This window comes from Pseudomonas sp. YA1, from assembly GCF_058680555.1.
This window is the reverse complement of the sequence record NZ_JBZWBG010000026.1, coordinates 73,790-91,550: the sequence shown is the minus strand read 5'-3', so window position 1 is coordinate 91,550 and position 17,761 is coordinate 73,790. Positions and strand designations below refer to the sequence as shown.

The following is a 17,761-nucleotide window of genomic DNA, read 5'->3' as shown; positions in this document are numbered from 1 at the left end:
AATTTTCTTTTCTACTCAACCGCTTGCGCCGACCTTCAAACCATCTTCCGATCAGCGGGAGGCGCATTCTACAGCGTTCAGACTCGCTGTCAAGCACCTCGATGAAGCTTCGTTTCGAATCCCTTTCGGGACCGAACCGCTGCGGCGAACAACCTGCCGGAGCGCTTCACCACCCCTGGGAGAGAATCCGTAAATCCTTGATTTTCAAGCATTTACTCTTCGTCGTCGCCGGGAGTGGTGCGCATTATAGGGAGATAGAAACTGGCGTCAACACTTATTTGAAAGAATTATTCAGCTTTCAGCGTGATGCGCGCGAAAGCCTTCTTCCCTGCCTGGAACACACGGGTTTCACCCAGCGCCAACATGAAGGTGCGGTCGACGACCTGCCCATCCACCTTGACGCTGCCGGCACCCAGGAGATCGCGAGCCGCAGCCGCATTCTTCACCAACCCCGCTTTATTAAGGACAGAGGCAACGGGCATATCCTCGGGGGACGACAACTCGATCTCCGGCAGGTCTTCCGGCAGCTCGCCCTCCTTCAGACGATTGCCGGCCGACTTGTGTGCGCTCGCCGCCGCCTCCTCGCCATGGAAGCGGGCGACGATCTCTTCGGCCAGCTTGATCTTGATGTCGCGCGGGTTGGCGCCCGCCTCGACATCCTTGCGGAAGCTATCGATCTCATCCAGGGAACGGAAGCTGAGCAGTTCGAAGTAACGCCACATCAGCGTGTCAGGAATGGAGACCAGCTTGCTGTACATGACACCCGGCGCTTCCTGGATACCAATATAGTTGCCCAGCGACTTGGACATCTTCTTCACGCCATCCAGCCCTTCCAGCAACGGCATGGTCAGGATCACCTGGGCCTCCTGACCATAGGCACGCTGCAGCTCGCGCCCCATCAGCAGGTTGAACTTTTGGTCGGTGCCACCCAACTCGACGTCCGCCTTCAGCGCGACGGAGTCATAGCCCTGGACCAGCGGATAGAGGAACTCATGGATAGCGATGGGCTGATTGCTGGCATAGCGCTTGCTAAAGTCATCGCGCTCCAGCATCCGCGCAACGGTGTATTGAGAGGCAAGACGAATGAAGTCAGCCGGGGTCAACTGGTCCATCCAGGTGGAATTGAAGGCCACTTCGGTCTTGGCCGGGTCGAGGATCTTGAAGACCTGGGACTTGTACGTCTCCGCATTCTCCAGAACCTGCTCGCGCGTCAGGGGAGGACGGGTAACACTTTTCCCACTGGGGTCACCGATCATCCCAGTGAAGTCACCGATGAGGAAGATCACCTGATGCCCCAGGTCCTGGAACTGGCGCAGCTTATTAATAAGCACGGTATGGCCAAGATGCAGATCGGGAGCGGTCGGGTCGAAGCCGGCCTTGATCCGCAAGGGCTGGCCACGCTTCAGCTTGGCCACCAGTTCCGCCTCTACCAGGATCTCGTCTGCACCGCGCTGGATCAGCGCCAGCTGCTCTTCAACCGACTTCATTTACAGGTTCTGCCCAATTGCCAAAATCGAAAGGGAACCAACCATACAAGATCGCAGACTAAAAACAAATTTTGCCGACCGTCAGGGGGACGGAGCCAGGCCAGACGCGACTTTTGGCTTGATTCAAGGAGATTTTGGTTATATTTTAGGCAGTTATTTATTCACAATCCAAAAACACCAATCACGCCATGACGCAATCCGATCAGAAAGCGCCGCCGTATTACCCGAAAAGCCACTTGTTGGCCGCCAGCGGTGTTGCAGCGCTCCTCAGTTTGGCACTACTGGTGTTCCCCTCGAGCGAAGTCGAGGCCAAGAGGACCACGCTCAATCTGGAGCTTGAAAGCAACACCGATCGCCTCCTTCAGGAGAAAGACGACCTCCTGCCGCAATCGGTCACCAATTCCAACGACGAAGGCACGCCTTTCGCTCAGGTAGAAGGCGCCTCCGACGACAACACCGCCGAGCAAGACTCGGACAAGCCGGGCGCATCTGTAGCCGATGCCGACACCAAGCCCGTCGATCCCGAGTGGAAGACCATCACCGTCGCCAGTGGCGATACGCTGTCGACCGTATTCACCAAGGCAGGCCTTTCCACCTCGGCCATGCACGACATGCTGACCAGCAGCAAGGATGCCAAGCGCTTCACCCATCTGAAGGTCGGCCAGGAGGTCAAGCTCAAGCTCGACCCCAAAGGAGAGCTGCAGGCGCTGCGAGTCAAGCAGAGCGAACTCGAGACCATCGGCCTGGACAAGACCGACAAGGGCTACTCCTTCAAACGCGAGAAGGCCCAGATCGACCTGCATACCGCCTATGCCCATGGCCGCATCACCAGCTCGCTGTTCGTTGCCGGTCGTAACGCCGGCCTGCCCTATAACCTGGTCACGTCGCTGTCGAACATCTTCGGCTACGACATCGACTTCGCCCTCGATCTGCGTGAAGGCGACGAGTTCGACGTGATCTACGAACAGCACAAGGTCAACGGCAAGCAAGTGGCGACCGGCAATATCCTCGCCGCCCGCTTCGTCAACCGTGGCAAGACCTACACCGCCGTGCGCTATACCAACAAGCAGGGCAATACCAGCTACTACCGCGCCGACGGCTCCAGCATGCGCAAGGCATTCATCCGTACGCCGGTGGATTTCGCCCGTATCAGCTCGCGCTTCTCCCTGGGCCGCCGCCACCCGATCCTGAACAAGATCCGCGCGCACAAGGGCGTCGACTACGCTGCCCCCATCGGCACACCGATCAAGGCCACCGGAGACGGCAAGATCCTCGAAGCCGGACGCAAGGGGGGCTACGGCAACGCCGTGGTGATCCAGCACGGCCAGCGCTATCGGACCATCTACGGACACATGAGCCGCTTCGCCAAGGGTATCCGCGCCGGTACCAGCGTGAAGCAGGGCCAGATCATCGGTTACGTAGGCATGACGGGCCTGGCCACCGGCCCGCACCTGCACTACGAGTTCCAGATCAATGGCCGTCACGTCGATCCGCTGAGCGCCAAGCTGCCCATGGCGGACCCGCTCGGTGGCGCAGATCGCAAGCGCTTCATGGCGCAGACCCAGCCGATGATCGCGCGCATGGATCAGGAGAAGAAAACCCTCCTGGCCCTGAACAAGCAGCGCTGATCGTGCCGCGCTACCTGGGGTTGATGTCCGGAACCAGCCTGGACGGCATGGACATCGTCCTGATCGAGCAAGGTGATCGCACCACCTTGCTCGCTTCCCATTACCTACCCATGCCGGCCGGGCTGCGCGAAGACATCCTCGCCCTGTGCGTCCCCGGTCCCGATGAAATCGCCCGCGCCGCCGAAGTCGAGCAACGCTGGGTCGCCCTTGCAGCACAGGGCGTGCGCGAACTGCTGCTCCAGCAGCAGATGAGCCCCGACGAAGTCCGTGCCATCGGCAGTCATGGTCAAACCATCCGGCATGAACCCGCTCGCCACTTCACGGTGCAGATCGGCAACCCCGCCCTGCTGGCGGAGCTGACCGGCATCGATGTCGTCGCCGACTTCCGCCGCCGCGACGTCGCAGCCGGCGGCCAGGGCGCCCCGCTGGTACCGGCCTTCCATCAGGCGCTGTTTGGCGATGATGACGCCTCCAGGGCGGTCCTGAACATCGGTGGCTTCAGCAACGTTTCGCTGCTCAGTCCCGGAAAGCCGGTACGCGGCTTCGACTGCGGCCCGGGCAACGTGCTGATGGACGCCTGGATTCATCACCAGCGCGGTGAACATTTCGACTGGGACGGTGCGTGGGCCGCCAGCGGCCAGATGAACCACGCACTGCTGGCAAGCCTGCTGGCGGATGAGTTCTTCGCCGCGCGTGGCCCCAAGAGCACCGGGCGCGAGCGCTTCAACCTGTCCTGGCTGCAGGAGCACCTGGCTCGTCACCCTGCCTTGCCGGCAGCGGATATCCAGGCAACCCTGCTGGAGCTGAGCGCGCGCAGCATCAGCGAATCGCTGCTGGACGCCCAGCCGGACTGCGAAGAGGTGCTGGTATGCGGCGGCGGCGCCTTCAATACGGCGCTGATGAAGCGCCTGGCCCTGCTGATGCCCAAAGCTCGGGTCGCCAGTACCGACGAATACGGCATTCCCCCTGCCTGGATGGAGGGCATGGCATTCGCCTGGCTAGCCCATCGGTTTCTCGAGCGCCTGCCCGGCAACTGCCCTGATGTGACCGGTGCGCTCGGTCCCAGAACTCTGGGCGCGCTGTATCCCGCCTGAAACGAAAACGCCGCGCATATAAGCGCGGCGTTTTCGTAGCGGCCCCATCGACGTCAGATCGAGAACGACTGTCCGCAACCGCAAGTCGTGGCAGCGTTCGGGTTCTTGATGACGAACCTCGAACCTTCCAGGCCTTCCTGGTAGTCGACTTCCGAGCCCGCCAGGTACTGGAAGCTCATCGGGTCCACCACCAGGCCCACGCCATCGCGCTCGATCACGGTATCGTCATCGGCGATATCTTCGTCGAAGGTGAAGCCATACTGGAAGCCCGAGCAACCGCCGCCGGTGACGAATACACGCAGTTTCAGGCGAGGATTGCCCTCTTCGTCAATCAACGTCTTCACCTTGTTGGCTGCGCCTGGGGTAAAGAGCAGGGGCGTAGGGGTGAAGGTCTCGATGCTCATGTTTCCGAATCTCCCGGCTTGAGGCCGTGCGTTACAACATTACGCCCATTATCCTCTTGTCCCAGAAAAATGGTCAACTAATCCACAGTTTCCACGCTGGCAGGCAGTTCCAGCGGGCGCGGACTGGCCTCGGTCATCGGGCACAGGCGGCCCTCGATCTGGGCCCCCATGGCGGTTTCGATCAGCCCATAGTGAAGATTGCCCTTCACCCGGGCCTGGGCCCCCAGCTCTAGGCGTTCGATGGCATGGATGTCGCCATCCACCTGACCGTCGATGATCACATGGGGGGCCCGGATTTCGCCATCGACTCGACCGCCGGCGCTGACCCGCACCAGCCCTTCGTGCGCCTGCAACGCTCCGCGGACGGTGCCGTCGATCTGCACCGCGCCCTTGAGGTTCATGTCACCGACCAGTTCGGCGCCGCTGGCGATCAGGCTGGTCTGCCCGGTGAAACGCTGGACGTCAGCCCGGCCTTTGTTCTTGCTCCACATAATGCTCACTCACTGCTTCGGCCAATCGAAACGGCGCTGTAGCGGTTTGGACTGGCCATTCAGCTCCGCACGTACGTCGATCAGCTTCGGGATGAAGTTCTTCGGCAGCTCCAGCTCGGCGAAACGCCCCCCTTCTGGGATCGACTGGAAATGCCGGAGGGAAATCGACAGCCCTGTCTTGCCCAGTTCCGGCGAGAGCTGTTCGAGGTCGTAGGTAGCGTCCTTGCGCGCCAGCTTGCCGCTGATGCGGACTTTCAGCCGCCCATCCAGCTTGCGGTCGTCCCTGCCCAGGCGGCTGAGCATCACCTTATAGCGGAAGCGCTGCGGGTCGTCCGTGCCCTGCACCTCAAAGGCACGGATTTCCAGCGCATCCGCCTTGCTGGCCGGCGCGACTACCCCCTTGTAGAACGCGATGTCCTGTTGCTGCTTGAACACCTGGTCCTCAAGCAGCTTGATGGTCTGCCGGCTCTGTTCGGTGGCCTGCTGGCTGAGGCGTTCTCCGCTGCGCAACACCTCGATTTCGGTACGCAGGCGCTCCAGCTCGGCCTTCTGCTCGCCGATCAGGGTTTCCTGGCGTTGCGCATCGGCCTCGCTGCGAGCGGCGTCCGCCCCGGTCGACCAGCGACCACCGAGAAACGCCAGCGGAACCGCCAGCAGCAGCGCACCCACCCCGAGGCGGACCAGCCAGGCCCGCCGTGGATCACGGAACTGGAGTTCCCAGCCGGACATCAGGGGAGCAGGGCCGCATGCGAGAGGCCCAGGCGCTCGTCCAGCCCGAACAGGATGTTCATGTTCTGGAGCGCCTGACCCGAGGCGCCCTTGACCAGGTTGTCGATCACCGACAGCACCACCACCAGGTCGCCGCCCTGGGGGCGATGCACGGCGATTCGGCAGACATTGGCGCCACGCACGCTGCGGGTCTCCGGATGGCTGCCGGCCGGCATCACGTCGACGAAGGGTTCGTCGGCGTAGCGCTTCTCGAACAGCGCCTGGAGGTCGACCGAGCGATCCGCGACATGGGCATAGAGGGTTGCATGGATACCGCGGATCATTGGCGTCAGGTGCGGTACGAACGTCAGCCCGACGTCGCCGCCGGAGGCCCGACGCAGGCCCTGGCTGATTTCCGGGAGATGCCGATGCCCCTTGACCGCGTAGGCCATCATGCTTTCGCCCGCCTCGCAGAACAGCGAGCCAACCTTGGCGCCCCGACCGGCGCCGCTGACCCCGGACTTGCAATCGGCGATCAGCCGCGAGGCGTCGGCCAGGCCGGCCTCCAGCAGCGGGATCAGGCCCAGTTGGGTCGCGGTCGGGTAGCAACCCGGCACGGCGATCAGGCGGGCCTGGCGGATCTTCTCGCGGTTCACTTCCGGCAGGCCGTAGACAGCCTCGTCGAGCAGCGCCGGAGCGCCATGCGGCTGGCCGTACCAGCGCGCCCACTCCTCGGCGTCCGCCAGGCGGAAGTCAGCGGACAGATCGATGACCCGGGTCCCGGCGTCCAGCAGTTCGCCAGCCAGCGCGTGCGCCACGCCGTGCGGCGTGGCGAAGAACACCACGTCGCAGGCGCCGAGGCGCTGCGCGTCCGGCACGCTGAACTGCAGGTCGTCATAATGACCTCGCAGGTTCGGGTACATGTCGGCGACCTTCACCCCCGCCTCGGAACGCGAAGTGATCACTTCCACCCGGGCCTGCGGATGCTGCGCCAGCAGGCGCAGCAGTTCCACGCCCGTATAACCCGTACCGCCAACGATGCCGACCTTGATCATCTGTCCATCACTCCGCGCGCTGAGGCAAGCTAGCCAAAAGAGGCCAATGATAAGAGCCGAGCGCCGGCATGAACAGCGCTGGGCGTCCGGCTTTGCGACCGGCTCGGCCCTTCGGTCGGCAGTCTAGCCCCCGGGGTCGTCGGGCAGAAATTGCTGCGAGGCCCTATCCGAATGTTCCTACCTGTTATGCGGCCATATCTGCCGGCAAATCAGACAGCGGCAAGCCGCCAGGGTGACGCGTTCCAGCCATCCCTCTACTATCGGGGCACCGTGATCAAGAGGATGTCCTGATGTACCTGTGGCTCAAAGCCTTCCATATCATCGCCGTGGTCTGCTGGTTCGCCGGCCTGTTCTACCTGCCGCGCCTGTTCGTCTACCACGCCATGAGCGAGGACCAGACCAGCCGGGAACGCTTCTGCGTCATGGAGCGCAAGCTCTACCGGGGGATCATGATGCCCTCGATGCTCGCCACCCTGGTCCTTGGCCTCTGGATGCTCTATCTCACCCCTGGCTGGCTGAGCCAAGGCTGGCTGCACGCCAAGCTGACCCTGGTGGTCCTGCTGATCGGCTACCACCACGCCTGCGGCGCCATGCTCAAGCGCTTCGCCCGCGGCGAGCCGGGGCGCAGCCATGTGTTCTACCGCTGGTTCAACGAAGTGCCTGTACTGTTCCTGCTGCTGATCGTCCTACTGGTGGTGCTCAAACCTTTCTGACCCAGGAGTCCTGTCCATGTCCTTGCCCGCCCTGCTCGACCAACGCCTGCGACTGCCGATGGTGGCCGCGCCGATGTTCCTGGTATCCAACCCGCAGTTGGTGCTGGCCTGCTGCCGCAGCGGCATCGTCGGCAGTTTCCCGGCGCTCAACCAGCGCGAGAGCAGCGGCTTCGAGGGTTGGCTGGAGGAAATCGGGGCCGGCCTGCAGGCGCTGGACAATCCCGCGCCCTATGCGGTGAACCTGATCGTCCACAACACCAATCCGCGGTTGCAGGCCGACCTGCGGATCTGCGTCGAGCACCGCGTACCGATCGTCATCACCAGCCTCGGCGCAGTGCGCGAAGTGGTAGACGCTGTGCATAGCTACGGCGGCCTGGTGTTCCACGACGTCACCACCCGCCGCCACGCCGAAAAGGCCGCCGAGGCCGGGGTCGACGGCCTGATCGCGGTGGCGGCCGGCGCGGGCGGCCACGCCGGGACCTGGAGCCCTTTCGCGCTGGTCGCGGAAATCCGCCAGTTCTTCGACAAGACTCTGCTGCTGGCCGGCTGCATCAACCACGGCCACGAGATTCTCGCCGCACAGATGCTCGGCGCCGACCTGGCCTATCTCGGCACTCGCTTCATCGCCACCCGCGAGAGCAATGCCTCCGACACCTACAAGCAGATGATCCTGGAGGCACGCGCCGCCGACATCGTGCACACCCCGGCGGTGTCCGGCGTACCGGCCAGCTTCATGCGGCAAAGCCTGGAGGCCGCCGGCTACGATCTGAAGCGCCTGACCGACAAGGCAGACATGAACTACGGCGAGAAACTCAAGCCGGTGAACGACGAGGCCAAGGCCTGGAAGACCGTGTGGTCCGCCGGCCAGGGCGCGGGCAACATAGACGACTTGCCCGGCGTCGACGAGTTGGTCGCCCGCCTCGACCGGGAATATCGAGACGCCCTGCGGAACATGGATAGCCTGGCCAACCGCTGGCCGCGCTGAAACCGGCGGCTCACGGCGCCCCGGCTTGTGCGGGAGTTCTCATCTCGCGCTTGTGGGCGCCAAGGCCGCCGATTAGGCTGTCGGCTGCATTTCTCTCACCCCAGCTGACAAGGATGCCTGCATGACCGACCAACGCTTCAAGATCGTCTTCTCCGGCGAGCTGATGCCCGACGCATCGCTCGAAACCGTGAAGGACAATCTCGCCCGCCTGTTCAAGAGCGAACCGGGCAAGATCGACGCCCTCTTCGGCGGTCGCCCGGTGGTGCTGAAACGCGAACTTCCAGAGGCCGAGGCAGAGCGTTACCTGACCGCCCTGCGCCAGGCCGGCGCCAATGCCTACAAGGAAGTCGACCTGGCGGCCAGCCTGAGCCTGGTGGAAACGCCCGATCACAACCCCCAGGTCGCGGAGGAAACCCCAGCGCAAGACCTGCCTCCCATGACCTGCCCGAAATGCGGCCATGAACAGCCCAGCGGAGCGGAATGTTCGGCTTGCGGCATCATCATCGAGAAGTACCTGGCACGCCAGGCGCAGCTCGGCGAAAACGCCGCGCCTGCGGCCTCCGCGGCCGCGGCCGCGTCTCCCTACACACCACCCAGCGCCCAGGTCGGCGAAGCCCTCCCCGAGTTCGGCGAGCTGAACGTGTTCACCACCAACGGCCGGATCGGACGCCTGCGCTATCTCGGCTGGTCGATGGCGATGACGCTGTGCTTCCTGGTCATCATGGGCCTGGGCTTCCTGCTCGGCGAAACCGTCGGCGTGGCCGTCACCGCCCTGGCCTCGATCGCCTTCATCGTCATTGCCGTGATGATCGGCGTGCAGCGCCTGCATGACCTCGGCTGGTCGGGCTGGCTCTGGCTGCTCAACTTCGTCCCCTTCGTCGGCAGCGTGTTCGGCATCCTGATGCTGGTCCTGCCCGGCAGCACCGGCGCCAACCGCTACGGTCCGCCGCCGCCGGCGAACAGCACCGGGGTGAAAGTCCTGGCCAGTCTGATCATCCTGCTGCCGATAGTCGGTATCATCGCCGCCATCGCCCTGCCGTCCTACCAGGGTTACCTGGAGCGCGCGAACTATGACGGCGGCGCCAGCGCTCCAGCCGACCCGTACACCACGGACGAGCAGGCCGCCGCAGCGGCGGCCGAAGCCGATGAAGCCGCCACGGCGGCGGCAGAGGCCATGGAAGACGACGACCAACAGTAGCCACGCAACCCCTCGCGACGGGCGGGGTCCAATTCCCCGTCCGTTTCGGAGAAGTCTCGAATGCCCCGTTATGCCCTGATCACCGGCGCTTCCAGCGGTATCGGCCTGGCCCTAGCCGAAGCCCTGGCCCGGCGCGGTCGCGCCCTGATCCTGGTGGCGCGCCAGCGCGACGCGCTGGAGAGCATCGCCTATGAGCTGGCGCAGCGTTTCGGCGTGGAAGTGCTGTTCCGCACCTGCGATCTTTCCGAGCCGCTGCAACTGTCAGGGTTGTTGCACGAACTGGAACAGGGTGAACGACAGATCGACCTGCTGGTTAACAATGCCGGGATCGGTACCTCCGGCCCCTTCATCGACCAGGAATGGGCGCGGGAACAGGAGCTGATCGAACTCAACATCCTGGCCCTGGCCCGCCTTTGCCACTCCCTCGGCGCCCGCATGGCGGCGCAGGGCGGTGGCCAGATACTCAATATCGCCTCGGTGGCCGCCTTCCAGCCCGGCGCCTGGATGAGCAACTACTACGCCAGCAAGGCCTACGTCCTGCACTTCTCGGAAGGCTTGCGGGAAGAACTGAAAGGGCGCGGCGTCAAGGTCTCGGTGCTGTGCCCTGGGCCAACCCGTACGGCATTCTTCCGGGAAGCCGGGATGCGGCTCGGCAGGCTCGACCGGAGCAAGCTGATGATGACCCCGGAGGAAGTCGCGCTGCTGGCCCTGCGCGGGCTGGACAAGAACCGCGCCCTGATCGTCCCCGGTTGGCGCAATCGCCTGCTGGCGCTGAGCCCACGCCTGGCGCCACGCTGGCTGGTGCGCCGACTCGCCGCGCGGATCAACGCCTCGGCGGTACCCTCCGCCCCACGGGGTTGATCGGCCTCTCCTCGCAGGGCAACGAGTTTCGCCGTCGGCTCAGTCTGCCGGCACCGCCCGCCCCTTGGCCCAGGTCCGCAGCGCGGCGAGCTTTTCCGCCATCAGCACCGACAGCGGCGAGGTTCGCGACAGCTCCCTGAGCAACAGCTCCTGATCCACCGCCTGCTGTCGCGCCTGCCCGGCGTACAGTGCCGCCACCACCGCCTGCTCGATCTCCGCCCCGCTGAAACCCTCGCTGGCAGCCGCCAGCAGAAGGAGGTCGAACTGTGCCGGCTCCAGCTCGCGGCGTTGCAGGTGGATGCGGAAGATCTCGGCGCGAACCTCCGGCGTCGGCAGGTCGACGAAGAACAATTCGTCGAAGCGTCCCTTGCGGATCAGTTCGGGCGGCAGGCGGTCGATAGCGTTCGCGGTGGCGACCATGAAGACCGGCGCCTCGCGCTCGGCCATCCAGGTCAGCAGGGTACCCAGCACGCGCTGACTGACGCCGTTGTCCTGGTCGCCGCCAGAAATGCCCTTCTCCACTTCATCCATCCACAGCACGCAGGGCGCCATCTGTTCGGCCAGGCGCAGCGCCTCGCGCAGGTTGCGCTCGGTTTCGCCGAAGTACTTGTTGTAGAGACAGGCGAAGTCCAGACGCAGCAACGGCAAGCCCCAGAGGCCGGCCACCGCCTTGGCCGCCAGGCTCTTGCCGGCGCCCTGCACGCCGACCAGCATCATGCCCTTCGGCTGGTCGCCAGGCTTGCCGGCGAGGAACGCCGACTGACGCTCGCCGAGCCAGCGCTTGAGCGCGGCAAGCCCGCCGACCTCGGCGAAGCGCGCGGTGTCGTACTCGAAGCTCAGCACGCCCTCCAGGTCGAGTAGCTGGAACTTGGTGCGGTTCAGCTCGGGCAGGTCCTCCTGGGTGATCGCCCCATCGTTGCAGATCACGTTGCGCGCCAGCAGCCGCGCCTCGGCATGGCTGAGCCCGCGCAGGTTCTTCACCACCTGCTGCAGAGTGCGGTTGTCGGTGCGCACGCGGGCACCACGGTTGCGCTCGCTCCAGCGCGTCGCTTCCTCGCGGACGATGCCGAGCAGTTCGTCTTCGCTGGGCAGGGACAGCGAGAACCGCGCGGCGAAGCGCTGCACCTCGGCCGGCAGCTTCAACGCATGGGACACCAGCACCACGGTCGGTCGATGATTGCCTTCGGCCATGGCGATTTCCTTGAGCAGGCGCACCAGGGTCGGGCTGTCGCCAAGGAAAGGATGCAGGTCGCAGAGCACGTAGAGATTCGCCTGCTGATCGTGCTTGATCAAGCGCAACGCAGCGACCGGGTCGCGGCTCTCCTCCCCGCCCAGCGGCTCGCCGCCGAAGCCCAGCCGCTGCACGCCCTCGGTCACCGACCAGGCATACAGGCCAAGGCCGCGCCTGACCGCCAGGCCGGTGAGGGTTTCCATCACCTTCGGCTCGTCCCAGGACTCGATCAGGATCAGCTTGACCCGGGAATCCAGGACCAGGCCGAGGTCGTGTATGTCGTTCTTCACTGCGGCTCCTTCACGCTTGGGCGGTCGCGACGGGCACCGCTACACTCGGGAAAGCACCCGAGGCCGGAGGAATCGCCCATGGACTGTCTGTTCTGCAAGATCGTGGCGGGGGAAGTTCCCGCGCGCAAGTTCTACGAAGACGAGGAAGTTGTCGCGTTTCACGATATCGGCCCGCAGGCGCCGGTGCACTTCCTGGTCATCCCGAAAAGACACATTCCCACCCTCGAGCACCTGACCGAGGCAGACCGGCCGCTGGCAGGCCATATCCTCTTCACCGCCCAGCGCCTGGCCCGGGAGCAGGGCTGCGAGGAAGGCTTCCGTGTGGTGATGAACTGCAACGACCTTGGCGGGCAGACCGTGCACCACATCCACATGCACGTGCTGGGTCAACGCCAGATGCTCTGGCCGCCGGGCTGAATCCCTGCTGGCGCTGCGACATCGCAGCCCGTCCGCAACATCCTGCTATCAGCGCACTTCCGGTAAACTGGTGCGATCTTTCGTTTCCGGAGGTGCGCCATGTCCGCCGACCGCCACTATTCGCCCATCGACCGTTTCCTGCTGCAGGCCGACTCCGCCCTGCGCACCCTGCTGCCGTTCAGCGGCCAGCCGGCGCGACCGTCGCCGGCCATCGTGGAACCCGATGGCGAACTGAGCGAGGAAGACACCCGCCATATCGCCGGCCTGATGCGCATCAACCACACCGGCGAGGTCTGCGCCCAGGCGCTGTACCAGGGCCAGTCGCTGACCGCCAAGCTGCCCGAGGTCCGCGAGGCGATGGAGGAAGCCGCCGAGGAGGAGATCGACCACCTGGCCTGGTGCGAGCAACGCATCCGCCAGTTGGGCAGCCGTCCCAGCGTGCTCAATCCGATCTTCTACGGCCTGTCCTTCGGCGTCGGTGCCGCCGCCGGACTGGTCAGCGACCGGGTCAGCCTGGGCTTCGTCGCCGCCACCGAGGACCAGGTGTGCAAGCATCTGGACGAACACCTGGCGCAGATTCCCCAGGAGGATCGGAAATCCCGTGCCATCCTCGAGCAGATGCGTATCGACGAGGAACAGCATTCGAGCAACGCCCTGGCCGCCGGCGGCCTGCGCTTCCCGGCACCGGTGAAGCTGGGCATGAGCCTGCTGGCGAAGGTGATGACCAAGAGCACCTACCGCATCTGAATCGCACGCATGAAAAAGCCCGCTCGAAGCGGGCTTTTTCTTTCTCGTGTGCGATCAGCGCGGCATGTTGCGCGCGTAGAAGATCTCCAGCATTTCGTGCTTGAGCCGTTCCGTGACCTGCTCGCGCTGCTCCGTCGAGAGCGTCCGGGTAGCGTCGCCGAACAGGTAGTTCTCCAGTTCGAAGTCCTTGAGCAGCATCTTGGTATGGAACAGGTTCTCCTGGTACACGTTCACGTCGGTCATCTGGTAGGCCTCGCGCGTGTCGTCGGAGAGATAGTTCTGGATCGAGTTGATCTCGTGGTCGATGAAATGCTTGCGCCCCTCGATGTCGCGGGTGAAGCCGCGGACCCGATAGTCGACCGTGACGATGTCCGAGTCGAACTGGTGGATCAGGTAGTTCAGGGCCTTCAGCGGGGAGATCACTCCGCAGGTGGAGACGTCGATGTCCACGCGGAAAGTCGCGATGCCGTCCACCGGATGGATTTCCGGGTAGGTATGCACGGTGATGTGGCTCTTGTCCAGGTGCGCCAGGATGGTGTCCGGCAGCGGGCCCGGGGACTCTTCGATCTGGCTGTCGGTCGGAGTGACCGGCTGCTCGGAGATCAGGATGGTCACGCTGGCGCCCTGGGGGTCGTAGTCCTGACGCGCGATGTTCAGGATATTGGCGCCGATGATGTCGACAACATCGGTAAGAATCTGCGTCAGACGCTCCGCGTCATACTCTTCGTCGATGTACTGCACGTAGGCCTGGAGGTCTTCGGGCGTCTCGGCGTAGCAGATGTCGTAGATGTTGAAGCTCAAGGTCTTCGTCAGGTTGTTGAACCCGTGGAGCTTGAGTTTGCTTTTCACCGTGGGGAACTCTCTCGGTTGCTTGCGGCTCTGCCGCAGGGTTGGGGCATGCCCGTCAGATGCGAACGACGCACCTGCGTAGGACGGTTAACACCTCTTCGCGATGGCGATTGTGGTTTGTTGAGTTGCACGGGCGCCGGCTGGCGCCATTGGTCACCCGACCGGGATGGCTCGGGAAACGTCTATCAGAGCGGAAGAATCTTCCGAACTGAACGGCCGCCCGACGGAATCGCGCGGCACGAAAAAAGGGGCGCATTATGCAGAGCCAATCAAGCCTCCGCCAGAGTTTGCGCCCCTTTTATGATGACCGGATGTCGTCTCAGCCGAGTTCGACGATCTCGTAGTCGTGGGTGATCTCCACCCCGCCGCGACCGAGCATGATCGACGCCGAGCAGTATTTCTCCGCCGACAGCTCCACCGCGCGCTTGACCTGGGCCTCCTTGAGACCGCGGCCCTTGACCACGAAGTGCACGTGGATCTTCGTGAACACCTTGGGCTCCTCGTCGGCCCTTTCGGCCTCGAGGAAGGCTTCGCAGCTCTCCACCGGCTGGCGCGCCTTCTTCAGGATGCTGACCACATCGAAGTTGGTGCAGCCGCCGAGGCCGATCAGGACCATCTCCATAGGGCGCACCCCGAGGTTGCGTCCGCCATGGTCCGGCGGACCGTCCATGACCACCACGTGGCCGCTACCGGACTCGCCGAGGAACATCGCCTCGCCCGCCCACTGGATACGCGCTTTCATCGTTCAGACTCCCGCCGGCAAAGGGCGCCAGCTTAGCACAGGGCCCAAGGACAGTACGGGATCACAGTCCTGATAGCTGCGTCGCAAAATCACATCGACCTTCATGGTCCGTCTGTTAAGCTGGACGCGGTTTACTGGCACACTTCCTGATCTGCCCGGTTGGGGGGAGTTCTCCGCTGAGCTCCCGGGCCCTGGCAGGTCTCTCCATAAGAACTCAAAAAAACATCGCCTTGTACGTCAGGCATATTCTTTATTCTTTCGGGACTCGGGCATGGTAGCTATTACCCACACACCCAAACTCAAACACCTAGACAAGCTGCTCGCACACTGTCACCGCCGCCGCTACACCGCAAAGAGCACCATCATCTATGCCGGCGATCGCTGCGAAACGCTGTTCTTCATCATCAAGGGTTCGGTCACCATCCTCATCGAGGACGACGACGGCCGCGAAATGATCATCGGCTACCTCAACAGCGGTGATTTCTTCGGCGAGCTGGGATTGTTCGAAAAGGAAGGCAGCGAACAGGAACGCAGCGCCTGGGTTCGCGCCAAGGTGGAATGCGAAGTCGCCGAGATCAGCTATGCGAAGTTCCGCGAACTGTCGCAGCAGGACTCGGAGATCCTCTACACCCTCGGCAGCCAGATGGCCGACCGCCTGCGCAAGACCACCCGCAAGGTGGGCGACCTGGCCTTCCTCGACGTCACCGGACGCGTGGCCCGCACCTTGCTGGACCTGTGCCAGCAACCGGACGCCATGACCCACCCGGACGGCATGCAGATCAAGATCACCCGCCAGGAGATCGGCCGGATCGTCGGCTGCTCGCGGGAAATGGTCGGACGCGTGCTGAAGAGCCTGGAGGAGCAGGGCCTGGTGCATGTGAAAGGGAAGACCATGGTGGTCTTCGGCACCCGCTGAACAGCACCCATGAAAAAGGCCGGTCGCAACCGGCCTTTTTCATGGGGTTCGACAGCGCGGATCAGTCAGGATCGGCGCCCAGCACCACGCCGCCACGCTCCTGGAAGAACAGGCGCTTCAGCTCGAGGCCAGGATCGTCGGCCCGCATGAACGCCTCACCAACCAGGAAGGCGTAGACCTCGCTGACTTCCATCAGCTCCACGTCGGCCCGGTTGAGAATACCGCTCTCGGTGACCACCAGGCGGTCGCGGGGAATTTCCGGCAACAGGTCGAGGGTGGTTTCCAGGCTCACCTCGAAGGTGTGCAGGTTGCGGTTGTTGATGCCCACCAACGGCGTGTCCAGGGTCTTCAGTGCACGTTCCAGCTCGGTGCCGTCATGCACTTCGACCAGTACGTCGAGACCGACCGACTTGGCAGTCGCCGCCAGTTCGGCCATCAGCACGTCGTCCAGCGCCGAGACGATCAGCAGGATGCAGTCGGCACCGATCGCCCGCGCCTCGACGATCTGGTACGGATCGATCATGAAGTCCTTGCGGATCACCGGCAGCGCACAGGCGGCCCGCGCTTCCTTCAGATAGGCATCGGCGCCCTGGAAGAAGTCCACGTCGGTGAGCACCGACAGGCACGCCGCGCCACCCGCCTCGTAGCTGCGGGCGATCTCCGCCGGGACGAAGTGTTCGCGCAGCACGCCCTTGCTCGGCGATGCCTTCTTGATCTCGGCGATCACTGCCGGCTCCTTGCGCTTGGCCCGCTCCAGCAGGGCATTGGCGAAGCCGCGCGGCGCATCGGCGCTACGCGCCAGACGCTCGACCTCGGCCAGGTTGACGCGCGCACGGCGCTCGGCGACCTCCTCGGCCTTGCGGGCGAGGATCTTCTGCAGAACCGTCGGCACACTCACTGTGCGTTCTCCTCTCTGTAAACGGCGGTGAAGGCCACCAGTTCGTCCATCTTCTCCCGTGCCAGCCCGGTGTGCAGGGCATCGTGGGCCAGTTGAATGCCCTCGTGCAGGCTGGTCGCCAGATCGGCAGCGTACAGTGCCGGGCCGGCATTCATCACGATCAGCTCGGCGGCCTTCTGCCCAGCCTCGGTCTTGCGCCGCCCCAAAGCGTCGCGGATCAGTTCCAGCGAGGCCTGCGGACTGTCGACCTCCAGCCCCATCAGGGTCTGGCTCTTGATCCCGAAGTCCTCGGGACGCACTTCGTACTCGCGTACCTCGCCGTCCTTCAACTCGGCAATGTGGGTCGCCGCGGCCAGACTGAACTCGTCCAGCCCGTCGCGCGAATGCACCACCAGCACATGCTCGCTGCCGAGACGCTTGAGCACTTCAGCCAGCGGCTTGCACAGTTCCTGGGTGAACACCCCGACCACCTGGTGCCTGACTCCGGCCGGGTTGGTCAGTGGGCCAAGCATGTTGAACAGAGTCCGCAAGCCCAGCTCGCGGCGCGGACCGGCGGCGTACTTCATCGCCTTGTGGTGGACCTGGGCGAACATGAACCCGACGCCGACGGTGTCGATGCAACGCGCCACCTGTTCGGAGGTCAGCTCCAGGTAGATGCCGGCGGCTTCCAGCAAGTCGGCGCTGCCGCTCTTGCCGGAGACCGCGCGGTTACCGTGTTTGGCGACCTTGCCGCCAGCGGCGGCGACCACGAAGGATGCCGCCGAGGATACGTTGAAGATGTTCGCGCCATCGCCGCCGGTGCCGACCACGTCGACCACATGCTTCAGCGTAGGCAACTGCACACCGTCGGCCAGTTCGCGCATCACCGCCACCGCGCCGACGATCTCGTCGATGGTTTCGCTCTTCATCCGCATGCCCATCAGGAAGGCGCCGATCTGCGCGTCGGTGCATTGCCCGGTCATGATCTGGCGCATGACCGCCTGCATTTCCTCGGTGGTCAGGTCGAGCTGGTTGACGATGCGATTGAGGGCTCCCTTGATATCCATC

Annotated in this window: 19 protein-coding genes; 9 read left to right on the top strand and 10 right to left on the bottom strand. The window is 64.0% G+C overall.

Annotated elements, in window-relative coordinates:
- Positions 1–287 precede the first annotated feature (287 nt).
- The gene (tyrS, locus tag AC4OR5_RS28475) at positions 288–1,487 is read right to left on the bottom strand and encodes a tyrosine--tRNA ligase (RefSeq protein ID WP_003113167.1); all 1,200 of its coding nucleotides are present in this window, start codon (positions 1,485–1,487) and stop codon (positions 288–290) included.
- 188 nt (positions 1,488–1,675) lie between these two features.
- On the opposite strand from tyrS, the gene AC4OR5_RS28470 reads away from it, so the two are divergent.
- Complete coding sequence (locus AC4OR5_RS28470) at positions 1,676–3,115, top strand: peptidoglycan DD-metalloendopeptidase family protein (RefSeq protein ID WP_023097169.1); 1,440 nt, start codon at positions 1,676–1,678, stop codon at positions 3,113–3,115.
- A 2-nt stretch (positions 3,116–3,117) separates the two neighbouring features.
- Entirely contained in the window at positions 3,118–4,209 is a 1,092-nt protein-coding gene (locus AC4OR5_RS28465; RefSeq protein ID WP_058160525.1) for an anhydro-N-acetylmuramic acid kinase, read from the top strand.
- Positions 4,210–4,262: 53 nt separating this feature from the next.
- Here AC4OR5_RS28465 and erpA read toward each other — a convergent pair whose 3' ends face one another.
- From erpA to argC, 4 genes are all read right to left on the bottom strand, one after another.
- Positions 4,263–4,613, bottom strand: coding sequence for an iron-sulfur cluster insertion protein ErpA (erpA, locus tag AC4OR5_RS28460; protein WP_003085254.1), 351 nt, complete (start codon positions 4,611–4,613; stop codon positions 4,263–4,265).
- A 77-nt stretch (positions 4,614–4,690) separates the two neighbouring features.
- A complete protein-coding gene (locus AC4OR5_RS28455) occupies positions 4,691–5,113 on the bottom strand; it encodes a bactofilin family protein (RefSeq protein ID WP_003120826.1) in 423 nt (140 codons plus the stop codon).
- The gene (locus AC4OR5_RS28450; protein ID WP_003085249.1) at positions 5,114–5,833 is read right to left on the bottom strand and encodes a DUF6776 family protein; all 720 of its coding nucleotides are present in this window, start codon (positions 5,831–5,833) and stop codon (positions 5,114–5,116) included.
- Positions 5,833–6,867: an N-acetyl-gamma-glutamyl-phosphate reductase gene (gene argC / locus AC4OR5_RS28445; protein WP_003113169.1), complete on the bottom strand. Its 1,035-nt coding sequence runs from the start codon at positions 6,865–6,867 to the stop codon at positions 5,833–5,835. Before argC ends, AC4OR5_RS28450 begins: the two co-directional genes overlap by 1 nt.
- 290 nt (positions 6,868–7,157) lie before the next feature.
- Between argC and hemJ the strand changes: the two genes are divergently transcribed.
- The 4 genes from hemJ to AC4OR5_RS28425 all read left to right on the top strand — a co-directional run bounded on the left by hemJ (position 7,158) and on the right by AC4OR5_RS28425 (position 10,624).
- Complete coding sequence (hemJ, locus tag AC4OR5_RS28440) at positions 7,158–7,580, top strand: protoporphyrinogen oxidase HemJ (protein WP_003085245.1); 423 nt, start codon at positions 7,158–7,160, stop codon at positions 7,578–7,580.
- 16 nt (positions 7,581–7,596) lie between these two features.
- Complete coding sequence (locus AC4OR5_RS28435; protein WP_058160526.1) at positions 7,597–8,565, top strand: NAD(P)H-dependent flavin oxidoreductase; 969 nt, start codon at positions 7,597–7,599, stop codon at positions 8,563–8,565.
- 121 nt (positions 8,566–8,686) lie between these two features.
- Positions 8,687–9,763: a DUF805 domain-containing protein gene (locus AC4OR5_RS28430; RefSeq protein WP_058160527.1), complete on the top strand. Its 1,077-nt coding sequence runs from the start codon at positions 8,687–8,689 to the stop codon at positions 9,761–9,763.
- A 60-nt stretch (positions 9,764–9,823) separates the two neighbouring features.
- Entirely contained in the window at positions 9,824–10,624 is an 801-nt protein-coding gene (locus AC4OR5_RS28425) for an SDR family NAD(P)-dependent oxidoreductase (protein WP_003101644.1), read from the top strand.
- Between the two features lie 39 nt (positions 10,625–10,663).
- Here the strand turns inward: AC4OR5_RS28425 and AC4OR5_RS28420 are convergent, their stop codons facing one another.
- Entirely contained in the window at positions 10,664–12,145 is a 1,482-nt protein-coding gene (locus tag AC4OR5_RS28420) for an AAA family ATPase (RefSeq protein WP_003121853.1), read from the bottom strand.
- 78 nt (positions 12,146–12,223) lie between these two features.
- Here AC4OR5_RS28420 and AC4OR5_RS28415 point away from each other — a divergent pair, with 78 nt between their 5' ends.
- Positions 12,224–12,562 carry a histidine triad nucleotide-binding protein gene (locus AC4OR5_RS28415; RefSeq protein WP_058160528.1) on the top strand — a complete coding sequence of 113 codons (339 nt, stop codon included), beginning with the start codon at positions 12,224–12,226 and terminating at the stop codon, positions 12,560–12,562.
- A gap of 99 nt (positions 12,563–12,661) precedes the next feature.
- A complete protein-coding gene (gene coq7, locus AC4OR5_RS28410) occupies positions 12,662–13,309 on the top strand; it encodes a 2-polyprenyl-3-methyl-6-methoxy-1,4-benzoquinone monooxygenase (RefSeq protein ID WP_003085224.1) in 648 nt (215 codons plus the stop codon).
- A gap of 54 nt (positions 13,310–13,363) precedes the next feature.
- On the opposite strand, the gene speD is transcribed toward coq7, so the two are convergent.
- Both speD and AC4OR5_RS28400 read right to left on the bottom strand, forming a co-directional pair.
- A complete protein-coding gene (gene speD, locus AC4OR5_RS28405) occupies positions 13,364–14,158 on the bottom strand; it encodes an adenosylmethionine decarboxylase (protein ID WP_003085223.1) in 795 nt (264 codons plus the stop codon).
- Between the two features lie 319 nt (positions 14,159–14,477).
- Positions 14,478–14,900, bottom strand: a complete 423-nt coding sequence (locus tag AC4OR5_RS28400; RefSeq protein ID WP_003085219.1) for an OsmC family protein — start codon at positions 14,898–14,900, stop codon at positions 14,478–14,480.
- Between the two features lie 271 nt (positions 14,901–15,171).
- Here AC4OR5_RS28400 and crp point away from each other — a divergent pair, with 271 nt between their 5' ends.
- Positions 15,172–15,816 (top strand): cAMP-activated global transcriptional regulator CRP, encoded by a 645-nt coding sequence (gene crp / locus AC4OR5_RS28395; RefSeq protein WP_003085214.1) that lies wholly within the window; start codon positions 15,172–15,174, stop codon positions 15,814–15,816.
- Between the two features lie 61 nt (positions 15,817–15,877).
- Here the strand turns inward: crp and trpC are convergent, their stop codons facing one another.
- Positions 15,878–16,714, bottom strand: coding sequence for an indole-3-glycerol phosphate synthase TrpC (trpC, locus tag AC4OR5_RS28390; protein WP_003085205.1), 837 nt, complete (start codon positions 16,712–16,714; stop codon positions 15,878–15,880).
- Positions 16,711–17,760: an anthranilate phosphoribosyltransferase gene (gene trpD / locus AC4OR5_RS28385; RefSeq protein WP_003085203.1), complete on the bottom strand. Its 1,050-nt coding sequence runs from the start codon at positions 17,758–17,760 to the stop codon at positions 16,711–16,713. Before trpD ends, trpC begins: the two co-directional genes overlap by 4 nt.
- Between the last annotated feature and the right edge of the window lies 1 nt (position 17,761).

Bases quoted from the DNA above. Each gene is read 5' to 3' on its own strand.
- tyrS (WP_003113167.1), bottom strand. From the start codon at position 1,487: ATGAAGTCGGTTGAAGAGCAGCTGGCGCTGATCCAGCGCGGTGCAGAC.
- AC4OR5_RS28470 (WP_023097169.1), top strand. From the start codon at position 1,676: ATGACGCAATCCGATCAGAAAGCGCCGCCGTATTACCCGAAAAGCCAC.
- erpA (WP_003085254.1), bottom strand. From the start codon at position 4,613: ATGAGCATCGAGACCTTCACCCCTACGCCCCTGCTCTTTACCCCAGGC.
- AC4OR5_RS28450 (WP_003085249.1), bottom strand. From the start codon at position 5,833: ATGTCCGGCTGGGAACTCCAGTTCCGTGATCCACGGCGGGCCTGGCTG.
- argC (WP_003113169.1), bottom strand. From the start codon at position 6,867: ATGATCAAGGTCGGCATCGTTGGCGGTACGGGTTATACGGGCGTGGAA.
- hemJ (WP_003085245.1), top strand. From the start codon at position 7,158: ATGTACCTGTGGCTCAAAGCCTTCCATATCATCGCCGTGGTCTGCTGG.
- AC4OR5_RS28435 (WP_058160526.1), top strand. From the start codon at position 7,597: ATGTCCTTGCCCGCCCTGCTCGACCAACGCCTGCGACTGCCGATGGTG.
- AC4OR5_RS28430 (WP_058160527.1), top strand. From the start codon at position 8,687: ATGACCGACCAACGCTTCAAGATCGTCTTCTCCGGCGAGCTGATGCCC.
- AC4OR5_RS28425 (WP_003101644.1), top strand. From the start codon at position 9,824: ATGCCCCGTTATGCCCTGATCACCGGCGCTTCCAGCGGTATCGGCCTG.
- AC4OR5_RS28415 (WP_058160528.1), top strand. From the start codon at position 12,224: ATGGACTGTCTGTTCTGCAAGATCGTGGCGGGGGAAGTTCCCGCGCGC.
- coq7 (WP_003085224.1), top strand. From the start codon at position 12,662: ATGTCCGCCGACCGCCACTATTCGCCCATCGACCGTTTCCTGCTGCAG.
- AC4OR5_RS28400 (WP_003085219.1), bottom strand. From the start codon at position 14,900: ATGAAAGCGCGTATCCAGTGGGCGGGCGAGGCGATGTTCCTCGGCGAG.
- crp (WP_003085214.1), top strand. From the start codon at position 15,172: ATGGTAGCTATTACCCACACACCCAAACTCAAACACCTAGACAAGCTG.
- trpD (WP_003085203.1), bottom strand. From the start codon at position 17,760: ATGGATATCAAGGGAGCCCTCAATCGCATCGTCAACCAGCTCGACCTG.